Source organism: Proteus sp. fly-1089, assembly GCF_040138965.1.
GTDB lineage: Bacteria > Pseudomonadota > Gammaproteobacteria > Enterobacterales > Enterobacteriaceae > Proteus > Proteus vulgaris_B.
The window spans coordinates 256,102-268,464 of the sequence record NZ_JBEETS010000001.1 but is presented as its reverse complement, the minus strand read 5'-3'; the positions used below and the strand labels follow the sequence as shown (position 1 = coordinate 268,464).

Annotated in this window: 12 protein-coding genes, 1 tRNA gene and 1 pseudogene; 7 read left to right on the top strand and 7 right to left on the bottom strand. The window is 34.8% G+C overall.

Annotated elements, in window-relative coordinates; translation table 11 throughout:
• Positions 1-36 precede the first annotated feature (36 nt).
• The 3 genes from ABN080_RS01220 to rsuA all read right to left on the bottom strand — a co-directional run bounded on the left by ABN080_RS01220 (position 37) and on the right by rsuA (position 2,841).
• Positions 37-384 carry a YejG family protein gene (locus tag ABN080_RS01220; RefSeq protein ID WP_072069943.1) on the bottom strand — a complete coding sequence of 116 codons (348 nt, stop codon included), beginning with the start codon at positions 382-384 and terminating at the stop codon, positions 37-39.
• Between the two features lie 530 nt (positions 385-914).
• Positions 915-2,099 carry a Bcr/CflA family multidrug efflux MFS transporter gene (locus tag ABN080_RS01215; protein ID WP_231619316.1) on the bottom strand — a complete coding sequence of 395 codons (1,185 nt, stop codon included), beginning with the start codon at positions 2,097-2,099 and terminating at the stop codon, positions 915-917.
• Between the two features lie 37 nt (positions 2,100-2,136).
• A complete protein-coding gene (rsuA, locus tag ABN080_RS01210; protein WP_164526138.1) occupies positions 2,137-2,841 on the bottom strand; it encodes a 16S rRNA pseudouridine(516) synthase RsuA in 705 nt (234 codons plus the stop codon).
• 193 nt (positions 2,842-3,034) lie between these two features.
• Between rsuA and radD the strand changes: the two genes are divergently transcribed.
• The gene (gene radD / locus ABN080_RS01205) at positions 3,035-4,798 is read left to right on the top strand and encodes a DNA repair helicase RadD (RefSeq protein WP_349440157.1); all 1,764 of its coding nucleotides are present in this window, start codon (positions 3,035-3,037) and stop codon (positions 4,796-4,798) included.
• Between the two features lie 144 nt (positions 4,799-4,942).
• Positions 4,943-5,227, top strand: a complete 285-nt coding sequence (gene rplY / locus ABN080_RS01200) for a 50S ribosomal protein L25 (protein WP_006537318.1) — start codon at positions 4,943-4,945, stop codon at positions 5,225-5,227.
• Positions 5,228-5,310: 83 nt separating this feature from the next.
• Here the strand turns inward: rplY and yejK are convergent, their stop codons facing one another.
• Positions 5,311-6,315: a nucleoid-associated protein YejK gene (gene yejK / locus ABN080_RS01195; RefSeq protein WP_109408876.1), complete on the bottom strand. Its 1,005-nt coding sequence runs from the start codon at positions 6,313-6,315 to the stop codon at positions 5,311-5,313.
• 155 nt (positions 6,316-6,470) lie between these two features.
• Between yejK and ABN080_RS01190 the strand changes: the two genes are divergently transcribed.
• The 4 genes from ABN080_RS01190 (at position 6,471) to ABN080_RS01175 (ending at position 9,726) form a co-directional block, all read left to right on the top strand.
• Positions 6,471-6,698, top strand: coding sequence for a YejL family protein (locus ABN080_RS01190; protein WP_004247042.1), 228 nt, complete (start codon positions 6,471-6,473; stop codon positions 6,696-6,698).
• A gap of 26 nt (positions 6,699-6,724) precedes the next feature.
• The gene (yejM, locus tag ABN080_RS01185; protein WP_349440156.1) at positions 6,725-8,461 is read left to right on the top strand and encodes an LPS biosynthesis-modulating metalloenzyme YejM; all 1,737 of its coding nucleotides are present in this window, start codon (positions 6,725-6,727) and stop codon (positions 8,459-8,461) included.
• A gap of 85 nt (positions 8,462-8,546) precedes the next feature.
• Positions 8,547-8,623: transfer RNA gene (locus tag ABN080_RS01180), tRNA-Pro, on the top strand.
• Positions 8,624-9,144: 521 nt separating this feature from the next.
• Positions 9,145-9,726, top strand: a complete 582-nt coding sequence (locus tag ABN080_RS01175) for a hypothetical protein (protein WP_349440155.1) — start codon at positions 9,145-9,147, stop codon at positions 9,724-9,726.
• Positions 9,727-10,083: 357 nt separating this feature from the next.
• Here ABN080_RS01175 and ABN080_RS01170 read toward each other — a convergent pair whose 3' ends face one another.
• The gene (locus ABN080_RS01170; RefSeq protein ID WP_349440154.1) at positions 10,084-10,263 is read right to left on the bottom strand and encodes a hypothetical protein; all 180 of its coding nucleotides are present in this window, start codon (positions 10,261-10,263) and stop codon (positions 10,084-10,086) included.
• A 286-nt stretch (positions 10,264-10,549) separates the two neighbouring features.
• Between ABN080_RS01170 and ABN080_RS18175 the strand changes: the two are divergent.
• Positions 10,550-10,699 (top strand): annotated as a pseudogene (locus tag ABN080_RS18175) (DUF1543 domain-containing protein); the annotation flags it as partial.
• Positions 10,700-10,849: 150 nt separating this feature from the next.
• Here the strand turns inward: ABN080_RS18175 and ABN080_RS01165 are convergent.
• Both ABN080_RS01165 and ABN080_RS01160 read right to left on the bottom strand, forming a co-directional pair.
• Positions 10,850-11,029, bottom strand: a complete 180-nt coding sequence (locus ABN080_RS01165) for a hypothetical protein (RefSeq protein ID WP_115351004.1) — start codon at positions 11,027-11,029, stop codon at positions 10,850-10,852.
• A gap of 256 nt (positions 11,030-11,285) precedes the next feature.
• On the bottom strand, positions 11,286-12,221 hold the full coding sequence (locus ABN080_RS01160; protein WP_349440153.1) for a 5'-nucleotidase: 936 nt from the start codon (positions 12,219-12,221) through the stop codon (positions 11,286-11,288).
• Between the last annotated feature and the right edge of the window lie 142 nt (positions 12,222-12,363).

The window sequence follows — 12,363 nt, the reverse complement described above, 5'->3', positions numbered from 1 at the left end:
ACAATCATCACGTTAGTTTTATAACGATAGGTAGTGTTATAAATAAGAGTACGCCGTTGGAAAGGGCTCAGCAATAGCAACACCTGCATTCTTCAAGCAACATAACGCAGCACATTCATCATCACTACATAAGAAAAGGCATGGCACGCCATCCCACTCGATCACAACACTATCAATATGGAGATTACTCAGATACTGACGCAAATTCTGTATTGCTTCATCCAGTGTCATACCATCATGACTTAATAATTTTAAGCCAATCAGTGTATTTTGCTTTCCAGCATCATTTTCAGGTAGTATCTCTACTCTTGTACCTGCAAAGCCTGCTAGCCACCGATAACTCAGCGGCAGCTTATGAACTACCGAAAGTTGTACATTATCCACAAATCAATCCTGTTTCATCAACACGTTAATTTAATACATCATCAATACGAGTTTGAACTGACTTGCTCACACGTCATATTAAAACCTTGCTAATCATAAAACATAATTATTACAATTATTTTACAAAAAAAGCGAAGAGACGTATCAAACCATTTATCTAGTTTAGTGTTTGTACGTATTCATTTCTACGATGATTAATCTCTTCAATTATTCTTTCATTTTTTTAACATTTTATCAACCATATAAAATAATTGTATAAAATATTACGCATTCAAGTAAAACAATTCATCAATTTTTATCACTATGCTTCATACCAACAAAACAATAATAGATGATTATTAAAATAAATTTCACTTAATTTAACAAAACAACAACATTGAGTATTGATTCAAATCAAAAAAGCATACTAATTTGAAACGATTCATAAAGTACAGCAGAGGAAAACGTGGCTGATTCAGTGGGAGTAAAGGAGAAAAAGGAGAAAAAGGAGAAGCACGCTATAAATATCTCTTATTTATAGCGTGATATTCTTATTTGTAACGGCGCGCAAGTAAAATAAAGCCCATAGCAAATAGCACACAAAAAGCCATAGCACTTACCATTGGCCATTCTGATTTTGCTGGAAACATAGCAATAGCCGTTCCAACTAAAGCCCCAACACCAAAACGCACAGTTCCTGCCAAAGAAGAAACCGTCCCTGCCATATGAGGATAATCATCAAGAATAACAGCCATAGCGTTTGATGTGATCATTGCAATACCACCAACATACATCGCTACTCCCACAACGAGATAATAGAAATGTAAATTAAGGGCAACAACTAATAGTAGAAAGATCCCCATAATACATTGAATGGTTAGCCCTAAACGCAACATCTTCAACGCACCAAATCGACGAACATATCGCCCATTTATGCTTGTCATGATAATTAAAAAGATAATATTAAAACCAAAGTACAAGCCAAATTGATCGAATGGGATACCGTGTAATTCGATATAAACAAAAGGCCCTGCACTCAGAAATGAGAACATGCCGGCAAAAGAAAAACCGGATGCCAGAATATAACAAAGAACACGACGAGTTCTAAATAAACTAATAAATTGGCTAAATGTTACTCTTAAGCTAAAGCGCTGACGACGCTCTTTGGGTAAGGTTTCAGGAATATAAAACGCAATTAATGCACCTGCAATCACAGCGGCTATCGCAATACTCCAAAAAATAGCATGCCATGAAAACCAATTCATCACCCAAGCACCCAGTAATGGTGCTAATAAAGGCGCAATCGTCATCACTAATGCAACGAAAGACATACTTCTAGAGAAATCATCTCTAGAGAACATATCTCTCATTAATGCATTAATAACCACACTCGCAGCAGCTGCTGCAAAGCCATGGAGAAAACGCATACCAATTAGCATGTCAATAGATTCAGATAATGCACATGCACTAGAGGCAAAAGCAAAAACAATCACACCGCCCAAAATGACAGGCTTACGTCCCAAACTATCCGCCATAGGACCATAAACTAGTTGCCCAATAGCAAAACCAAAAATATAGATACTTAATGTCATTTGCACTTTACCACTAGGCACACCAAAATCTTGCGCGATAGTAGGTAAGCTTGGCAAATACATATCTATGGCCAATGGCATAAGCATGGAAATAAGTCCCAATATTAAAATGAGACTAAGGTACGACGAACGTTGCTGTTGCACGCAAATAAACTCCCAAAAACGACAGGACAGATAATAATTATTGAGGTAAGTGAATGCTGTTGATCTCTTCTTCTGTTAATGGACGATATTCGCCCTCAGCTAAAGTTTCATCTAATGTAATATCCCCAATACGCTCACGATGTAATGCGCTGACATGATTACCCACAGCTGCAAACATACGTTTTACTTGATGATATTTGCCTTCACTAATTGTGAGTTTCACTTCTGTAGGTGTAATAATTTCTAATTTGGCGGGTTTAGTCAGATCTTTTTCGCCATTCAGTTGCACACCTTTTTGGAACTTTTCAGCGACACCTTCAGCAATCGGCTCTTCCAATATGACATGATATGTTTTTTCACAATGATGTTTTGGCGCTGTAATACGATGTGACCATTGACCATTATCAGTCAATAATACAAGCCCCGTTGTATCAATATCTAAACGCCCAGCAGCATGTAATTTATATGCCAGAGGCTCATCAATAAAATAAAGGATAGTTGGATTAACTGGATCATCTGTTGAACACACGTAGCCAATGGGCTTATTCAACATAAAATAACGGGGCCCTAAAATTTGAGTTAACACATTACCGTTATAAGCCACTTCTTGTTCTGGTGCTATTTTGGTCGAGCCGCTTTTCACCATTTCACCATCAATTGTTACAAGCCCAGCTCTTAACTCACGAAGTATCAAGCTACGGCTAATCCCCAATTGCTGGGATAAAAATTTATCTAATCGCATGAATTTCTCTGAAAAATGGATGAATACCATCTGATATGAGGTATCTATTAAAAATGAATATTAACAATAAAACAACTAATTAATTTATAAATAAACTATTACATCCTTTACTTATCAAGCAGCACTTACCTTATTCGCGCTACCTATCAAAAAATGCTACGCTGACGTCCTGTTTGATTTCTTATGTAGAGTTATGGCATTTACACTCAGACCTTATCAACTTGACGCCGTTAACGCGACAATCTCTTATTTTCGTCAACACAACACACCCGCGGTGATAGTCTTACCCACTGGTGCAGGAAAAAGTTTAGTTATCGCTGAACTTGCTAAAAGAGCGCGAGGACGTGTCTTAGTCTTGGCACACGTAAAAGAATTAGTCGAGCAGAACCATAACAAATATGAAGCTTATGGTCTATCTGCGGATATTTATGCCGCAGGCTTACAACAAAAAGAGAGTAGTGGAAAAGTTGTTTTTGGTAGCGTGCAATCTGTTGCACGTAATTTATCGCAATTTAATGATACGTTTTCGCTTCTTATAATTGATGAATGCCATCGTATTAGTTTATCTAAAGATAGCCAATATCAACAAGTTATTAAACAATTACAATCCATTAATCCCAAATTACGGATCTTAGGATTAACTGCAACACCTTATCGTTTGCCTACAGGTTGGATTTATCAATATCATTATCACGGTATGATTAGAGGTACTGAAGAGTGTTTTTTCCGTGATTGTATTTATGAATTACCATTGCGTTATATGATAAGCAATCATTTTCTAGTCCCTCCAACTCGATTAGATATGCCCATTTTGCAATATGACTTTAGCCAAGTCCGAACAAGTCAAAATGGAATATTTAATGAAGAAGATCTTAATCGTGAAATAAAAAGACAAAAACGTATTACTCCCCACATTGTTTCACAGATTATTGAATATGCAGAAAACTGCCGTGGCGTCATGATATTTGCAGCCACCGTTGAACATGCAAAGGAAATTCTTTCTCTTTTGCCCCAAGATGAAGCGGCATTAGTGAGCGCAGATACGCCTTCTCATGAACGAGATACGCTGATTTCTCGTTTTAAACAGCAACAGTTACGCTATATGGTCAATGTCGCCGTGCTAACAACAGGCTTTGATGCACCTCATGTTGATTTAATTGCTATTTTGCGCCCTACAGAATCAGTCAGCTTATATCAACAAATTGTAGGACGAGGATTAAGATTATTTGCAGGAAAAACCGAATGTCTGATATTGGACTATGCGGGTAATCCTCATGATCTTTATCTTCCTGAAGTTGGCACCAAAAAACCCAACCCTAATAGCAAACCCGTACAAGTATTCTGTCCTGTTTGCCAATTTGCTAATACTTTTTGGGGAATAATGGATGCTGATGGCGATATCATTGAACATTATGGTCGGCGTTGCCAAGGCTGGGAACTAAATGAACATGGGCAAAAACAGCAATGTGAATTCCGCTTCCGCTTTAAATTATGCCCTTATTGTAATGAAGAAAATGATATTGCCGCGCGTCGTTGTGTTCACTGTGATGAAATATTAGTTGATCCTGATGATATGCTTAAAGCCGCATTAAAGCTAAAAGGAGCGCTTGTTTTGCGCTGTGGTGGCATGCAACTTCAATCAGGGAATGATGTTAAAGGAGAATGGTTAGACATCAATTATTACGATGAAGAAGGCACTTCTGTATCAGAGCGTTTTCGCTTAACCACCCCAGCACAACGTAAAGTTTTTGAGTTGAAATTTCTACGTGAACACCAACGAGCACCCGCTGTTCCTTTTGTTTGGCATAATGCTAACGATATCATTAAGCAGTTCGATTTATTACGCCATCCTGATTTTATTGTCGCCCATAAAGGTAAAAAAGAACATTTTTGGAAGATAAGAAATAAGATTTTTGACTATACAGGACGCTATCGAAAAGCAGATACCTTATATTAATCTGGATTTATATTTGCTGTTAGTGGACTTTTTCGTTAAAATGCGCCCCGCTTTATCTATTTTTAGATAAACCAAATCTCGAGCTTGTTGCTGGGTCGCCTGTAACAAGTATGTATTTTCTTTCTTTTTTATAAGAGAAAAAAGATGTTAACTATTAATGCAACTGTACGTAAAGAGCAGGGTAAGGGTGCGAGCCGCCGCCTGCGTGTGGCTAACCGTTTTCCTGCTATCGTTTATGGCGGAAATGAAGAGCCAATCGCTATCGATTTAGATCACAACGAAGTGATCAACCAAGAGCACAAATCTGAATTCTATTCTGATTTCGTTAACCTGGTAATCGATGGTAAAGAAACTAAAGTTAAAGTTAAAGCAGTGCAACGTCACGAGTATAAGCCAAAAATTACTCATATTGACTTCCTGCGCGCTTAATAAGCCACCCTTCGAGCTTTATTTTTCGGGACGCCGAGCATGTAACGCCACTTAATGTGGCGTTATTTGTTTCTACTAGATTATTATTTTTCTGATGCTCTACGCTGTAATTGATCACGTAAATTAGGTGGAGTACCCTTGATCGTGAGTGTATCTGTTGCTGGATCCCAGAATATTCTTTCACCCAATAATTTCGCATCAAAATTAACGGTTAATCCACCGCCACTACCAGAATATTTCATCAATTGGCGTAAAGTACTGCGATCAGCCGGAAAAGTATCAGCTAATTCATAGCCCTTCTCTTCGGTAAATTGAACAAAGTTTTGATCACCCAAAGATGGTAATTCCTCAGCAAGCTCAGTTAAGGCAATTTCTTCACCAGATTGTAATTGCTCATTACAGTAACTATATACTTGTTCGCGACAAGTCTGACGTGCTTGCTTGTCCATTTCAGAAGCTTCACAAAAGTCATCAACCGCTTGTAATAAACCTTTATTTTGAACTTTAGCGTTTAAACCTTCTTGAGCACCTAAAAAGTCCATAAAAAAGTCAGAGACTTTGCGTCCTACTCGACCTTTTAAGAAAGTTAAATAGCGCAGAGAATCTGGAGCCGTTTCCCATTCAGTTAAATCAATACGAGCAATAATATCTGCATGAGGAATATCTAGATAGCGTGTTGATGAAACATCAAGACTGTCATTCACCCACATACTATTGCAGCTACTCAATACTGCAATTAGAAGATAATCCACCGCTAAATAACGATAATGACAAAAGAGAACCGTTCCCCCTTCTGCAAAGGGGTATTTTGCTAATTCATCTTTTAATCTCACTGTGGCGGCACGCGAAAAGCCTAAAAAGTTTTCTTCACCTTTGCGCTGCAAACGTAATGCTTGCGCTAATTCACTTTCTTCATTAAACAGACCATAAGCTTTATTTTTTGCACTGTAGACACGATGCAACTCTTCAATCATTTCCTGAACAACAGGTTCAATCTCTAATACTGAATCGCGTAACACAACTTCTAATGTCTGCTCATCTCGCTTGATAAGCTGATGTAAGACTAACTGACTAATATCTAGACTCATGGTCGTCCTCTTTTATTCCTTCACTTTCTCATGCGCGTATTCAAACACTCCCCACTTTCAGTATCAAGGGAAAATTAATTAATTTAATAGCGGAAAAAGGCCCAGCAATACGGTAATATATAGCGTTTTATTCATTTAGTAGGAATTCTGATTTTATGCCACAAAAATCCCGTTATAGTGATGAACAAGTTGAGCAGTTATTAGCAGAACTTGTCAGCGTTCTTGAAAAACATCATACTCCTACAGATCTTTCTTTGATGGTGTTGGGGAACATGGTGACAAACTTAATTAATACAAGTATTGCCCCTGCTCAACGGATGCTGATTGCTGATTCTTTTGTTCACGCATTGCGTGCTTCAATTGATGAAGGCAATATTCACTAATAAACATAGAAAAATTATTTATAGACATGGTAACGAGACCTCAGTCCTATCGTGAAAAAGTATCCCAAATGATCAGTTGGGGTCACTGGTTTGCGCTATTTAATATTATTCTAAGCTTATTGCTTGGAAGCCGTTACCTGTTTATTTCAGATTGGCCTGCAACTTTCGCGGGTCGTTTTTACGCTATTGTAAGTTGGATGGGACACTTTAGTTTTATTGTTTTTGCTATCTATATTCTTGTTCTTTTTCCACTTACCTTTGTAGTCGTTTCTCAACGGCTACTTAGGGTGATCTCTTGTGCTCTTGCCAGTGCAGGACTCACTATCCTTATCTTTGATATGGCTGTTTACCAGCAATTTCAGCTTCATCTGACTCAACTTGTTTGGGATCTAGTCATTAATCCAGATGAAGGTGAAATGGCTCGAGAATGGCAACTTATTTTTATTGGCATTCCTATTATCTTTCTTGTTGAGATGCTTTTTGCAACATGGAGTTGGCAAAAATTACGCAGTTTAAACCGTCAGCGATGGGGTAAACCATTAGCGGGTATTTTTATTACTTGTTTTGTCTTATCTCACTCTATGTCAATTTGGGCTGATGCTAATTTTTATCGCCCGATTACAATGCAACGCGCCAATTTACCATTATCCTACCCGATGACTGCACGTAAGTTCTTGGAGCGCCATGGTTTTATTAACCAATCAGAGTATGAACAACGAGTGATCAGTGAAGGTAACCCAGCCGCACAAGGTATTACCTACCCTCTTGCACCATTGATTTACTCAAAAGAAACATATTCTTATAATCTATTAGTCATCGTTGTTGATGGATTAGGTAATGAAGAAGTTCCTGAATTACCAAGCTTGCAAGAATTTGCACAAAATAATCTCAATTTTACCCATCATTATTCATCGGGTATTGATAATGATACGGCGTTGTTTGGTTTATTTTATGGGATCTCACCTTCTTATTTAGATAGTGTATTGAGTAGCAGAAAAAACTCTGCACTATTTGATGCCTTAAGTTATCGAAACTATCAATTAGCAATGTTCTCAACATATGGCTTTCAGACACCATTGTTTAAACAAGCTGTGTTATCAGATTTCTCTATTCCAACATCACGCAGTGGTAATAACGATGCCACCATTGATAGCTGGCGCAATTGGCTAATAAAAAATAACCAAACAACACCTTGGTTCTCTTTCTTACAAATTAATGGTCATACCAATAAAACGTCTCAACGTATGACATTAAATCAGCAATTAGAGCGTATTTTTAATACATTGCAAGAAACCAAAGTACTCGATAATACCGTTGTGGTTGTCACTTCTAGCTATCATCAAGACGGTGATAAAAAACAAAATAACCAATGGCTTTCTGATAAAACCACCTTTAACTTAAGCCAATCACAAGTGCCTCTAATGATACACTGGCCAAACATGAAACCACAGTTGATTGATAAAATGACTAGCCATCAAGATATCATGACAACCTTAATGCAACATGTTTTACGTGTGATTAGCCCTGCGGATAACTATTCACAAGGTGAGGATTTATTTGCAAGCACTCGTAATCATCCATGGATTTTTACTGGTGATGACGAAGCATTTGTGGTCTTTTTACAAGACAATACTTTGTTGATAGATAAACATGGCCGATATGCTTTATTTGATAAATCAGGAAAAGAAATTAGCTCTGCAAAACCTGACTTAAAATTATTACTACAAGTTCTTGCCGAACAAAAACGCTTTATTGAACGCTAACACATTTAGTGATGTATAAAATTACGTCACTTAATTAGCAAAGGGTTGCTTTAGCAGCTAAAAACAGTAATATACAGGGCACAAACGGCATGTAGCGCAGCCTGGTAGCGCACCGTCATGGGGTGTCGGGGGTCGTAGGTTCAAATCCTATCATGCCGACCAAATATATTTAAGAAAACCAACCGCTTAGGGTTGGTTTTTTTATGCCTGAAATTTGCCACTGGTAAAACCCCGACAATTAATCCCTCAAAACAGTCCTTTCTTTCGCTTATAAAATTGCCCTTTTCTTATTGCGATTATTTTGCCAAAATTATTAGCAAAACTTATGTAAAAAGATTCTTACTGGATAACTAGAAAAGTAAAATTAAATAGCAGGTATCATTACTTAAGAGAAAAACAAGAAATGTTTGATGCGTAATATGAAAAAATAATATGCATACTTGGTATTATCACATTAACCACATTTTTGAATAGTTGCATATTCTTCTCGTTGGATAAATCAGATACTATCTCATATAAAATAAAATCAGCTTAGTTAGCAAAAACGGCTTCTCTGTATCGAAGGTCTAACAAAACTAAACGTGGCAAATAATGCTCAATGTAACTGACTAAGCGATATAATCATTCAGTTATCATTGCCACTGTCTAATTAATATCCTGTTATTTTTACAATGGATAGGAATATGAACGATAAACAAGAAAACAAAAAATTATTAACATTTGCATCTCCATTATTATCTTTGACGATATCACTCTATATCAGCATATCTACATTTGGCTGTAATAATATTATTTGGCTAGCTATTTCTTCTGTTATTTTCTTTATCGCTTTTTTCATATTCATATCTTCATTAGAAATTTCTATAAAAATTATTTATTTTAAAGAGCTATCATTTTTATATACTAATAAATTTGTTATTTTAATCTTTACTTTAATGAGTTTTATAGCAACCGCCATAGTGTTGATAATTATACTCCATGAAGAAAAAGTACCCTCTGATTTTTTTAACAGTGTGGAATTTATTGCTTTTCTTATAGCTTATTTTTCTTTTCTCTTCGTATCTATTTTTGTTTCTTTCATATATTGCATGATTAATAGTAACAAAAAATTCCTTTTACTCTCTCTGTTTTTATTATTGATAATAATGTTATTTAAAGAAAGCGATATTAATTTTTTAATGTTTTATTCGCTTATTTTCTTTATTATATTTTTTGGGGCAGTAACTATTATTACGATAAGAAAGTCTTTTTCTAATTATGATTAAGTCTGCTCTTTCACAACATATCATTTAAATGATAATTTTTATTTTGCTTTCTGTCTCTCTTTTAGTAGGTATTATGCACATTAAATTACTCTCATAAATATTATGTAACTGGCTAATATAGCTGCCTTCTATAAAAACTAACCCACAAAGTCTGATTTTCCTATATTTTTTAGATAATAAACCTCGCCTGTTTGAAGAGGCTTATTATCAATGCTACTTTATTTTTCCAAACTTGATAGAAAATCTTTTAAGTAACTACTGGTCACTAGAACAGGTGTAGGTCTGCCTGATATTAATAAAGAGCTAGACACATCTGATAATTTAAGTTTAGCCTCATCTGGACCTATAGTTAATAGATTAAAAATTTCCTTTACTACGTTGCTGTTCAATATAAATACTCTGATTAGTTTTAATACTATTTAATGTGCTATCAGAATATGGATCTTCTTTATGACTTTTACTTCCTTGAGATTCTATTGCTCCTGTTGATGAGCAAGCAGAAATAAAAAAAACACTCAAAAGCATAAGTAACCTCATATCTACCCCAAATAACATTTAAATTAATAGCAAGTATTTAGAGTGAAAATGAATAAATTAGTTCACAAAACCAATCATTTTCATTTTTTACACTTACTCTCAATATGATTATATAATAAATAATATATTGATAATAATACAAAAAAATGGATTCTTAATGAAATTATTTACGCTAGTGACAATATCGGTAAGTAAAATATCGAAGTTCACGATATTCAATTTGTTGCACAATCAACAAATAAGGCCCCAAAAAGCCATCACAACAATTTTATTCGATAGCCAGTAACAACATAAAGATAATTTAAAAGATGTTGATGATTGCATTTTATTGAGCAAAATCGGTGATCACTACATTCATCTAATACCAAATAATTCAGGCAAACATTTCAAACCTTTATGGCAAGGTGATCAACCGATTGGTATTGAGAAAAATTAATAATTATTTTTACTTCACTGTAAATTATCAGTGTAGTAAATTACCCGAATTTGCAATCATCAACTCATTTTCAAATATCAATTTGAACGTATTAAATAATATTGATATTTTTATTTAAAATAAATTTATATTACTTGCTTGTTACTTTTATTATTTGAAATTCATTAATTTTTTAAAATAGAATCCTTTTTTAGTTTTTGGAAATTTATTTCCATTATATATTTTCCGCTCATAATCTCGGCCAGCATAGTGATTATCACCATAAAACTGGCCATATAATGCAGTTTTAGGGCATACATCATCAGAAAAAAATCTATGATTATTATCCATTTCAATTTTCCTTACTAATATTAATTAGATAACTCTTAAGATAAAATATTTATATATATTATTAATTTATAGTATATATAATTCAGACAACACCATACTACTTCTATAAAAATAGATCCAATTTTGTTCTTACTTTTATTTAAAATAACAAAAATAAAACAATAAAAATAGAATGTTTTCACCAAAGGCAATATTAGACAAAATAAAAAAATAGGGTATGATATAAATATCACACACCTTTTTTTATTATAATAATTTATTTATTATCTATATCTTTGTTCGCTATTCCAAATGGAATATGTACAGAAGGAAGTTCAGACGAGGATTTTAAATGTAACTTTTGATCATCAAAGAATATATGTGGTTTTAAAATCTTTAGTACATTTGCTTTCTCTACTCCTCCCATAAAAAAAGCTTCATTAACAGAAATTCCCCACGCCCTCATGGTATTAATAACTCGCTTATGAGACGGTGCATTTCGTGCAGTAACAATGGAGATCTTAAGTAATGGAACATAACTAGGATCTTGTTTTACTTTTTCTAATTCTAGTTTTTGAATATCTGAAATGCGCAGTAGAAATTTTTTTAACGGCCCTGGGTTATGAGGAGTATCAACCATTTTAGCCTCATGAAGATGAAATTGTGATAATTCTCCCGATGTTTTGTAAATAACCTCAGCCTCATCATCAGCGATAACACCATCAAAGTCGAAAGCAATTCTTAATTCATCTGCATTATCATCATTAATATGGCCCGCTAATATTTGTCCTGCGGGATAATTAGCTTTAATTGCTTGTATAACATCATCATGATCTGCTGATAAAAATAATTCAATATCAAAGGCTGGAATATAAATATGAGGTGATTTTCCTTGAAGAAATACGGCTCTGGTGATCCCTAACTCATAATGCTCAATAGAATTCATCACTCTTAATCCTGTATCAGGATCATTTCTAGATAATAAAATAACTTCGACCAAAGGATCATCAATCCTAATATTATTTAACTTCAAAAGTCGGCTAATAAACGGAAATGCAACACCTTTACTTAATGGAATATCTTGCATTTCTCGCTGATATTTTCGATAAGATTCCTCACCTTCAGTACGAAATATATTATCTGACTCTTCTAAATCAAATAGCGCACTAGAAGATAGCCCTATGACTAATCTTTTTGTTAAATCATATGCCATAGCGTCAATTCCTTATTAAAGCTCTTGATTATTTATACTATCATTTTTTTATTAGTGCTGAGATAAGAAAATTTGCGCATAAAGTATGGATAAGATGTGTCACAATCTTTACCAAGAATTTATTCTCCTCCTCAATACAAAA

Coding starts and splice junctions, on each gene's coding strand:
- rsuA (WP_164526138.1), bottom strand. CDS start 2,841: ATGCGATTAGATAAATTTTTATCCCAGCAATTGGGGATTAGCCGTAGC.
- radD (WP_349440157.1), top strand. CDS start 3,035: ATGGCATTTACACTCAGACCTTATCAACTTGACGCCGTTAACGCGACA.
- rplY (WP_006537318.1), top strand. CDS start 4,943: ATGTTAACTATTAATGCAACTGTACGTAAAGAGCAGGGTAAGGGTGCG.
- yejK (WP_109408876.1), bottom strand. CDS start 6,315: ATGAGTCTAGATATTAGTCAGTTAGTCTTACATCAGCTTATCAAGCGA.
- ABN080_RS01190 (WP_004247042.1), top strand. CDS start 6,471: ATGCCACAAAAATCCCGTTATAGTGATGAACAAGTTGAGCAGTTATTA.
- yejM (WP_349440156.1), top strand. CDS start 6,725: ATGGTAACGAGACCTCAGTCCTATCGTGAAAAAGTATCCCAAATGATC.
- ABN080_RS01175 (WP_349440155.1), top strand. CDS start 9,145: ATGAACGATAAACAAGAAAACAAAAAATTATTAACATTTGCATCTCCA.
- ABN080_RS01170 (WP_349440154.1), bottom strand. CDS start 10,263: ATGAGGTTACTTATGCTTTTGAGTGTTTTTTTTATTTCTGCTTGCTCA.
- ABN080_RS01165 (WP_115351004.1), bottom strand. CDS start 11,029: ATGGATAATAATCATAGATTTTTTTCTGATGATGTATGCCCTAAAACT.
- ABN080_RS01160 (WP_349440153.1), bottom strand. CDS start 12,221: ATGGCATATGATTTAACAAAAAGATTAGTCATAGGGCTATCTTCTAGT.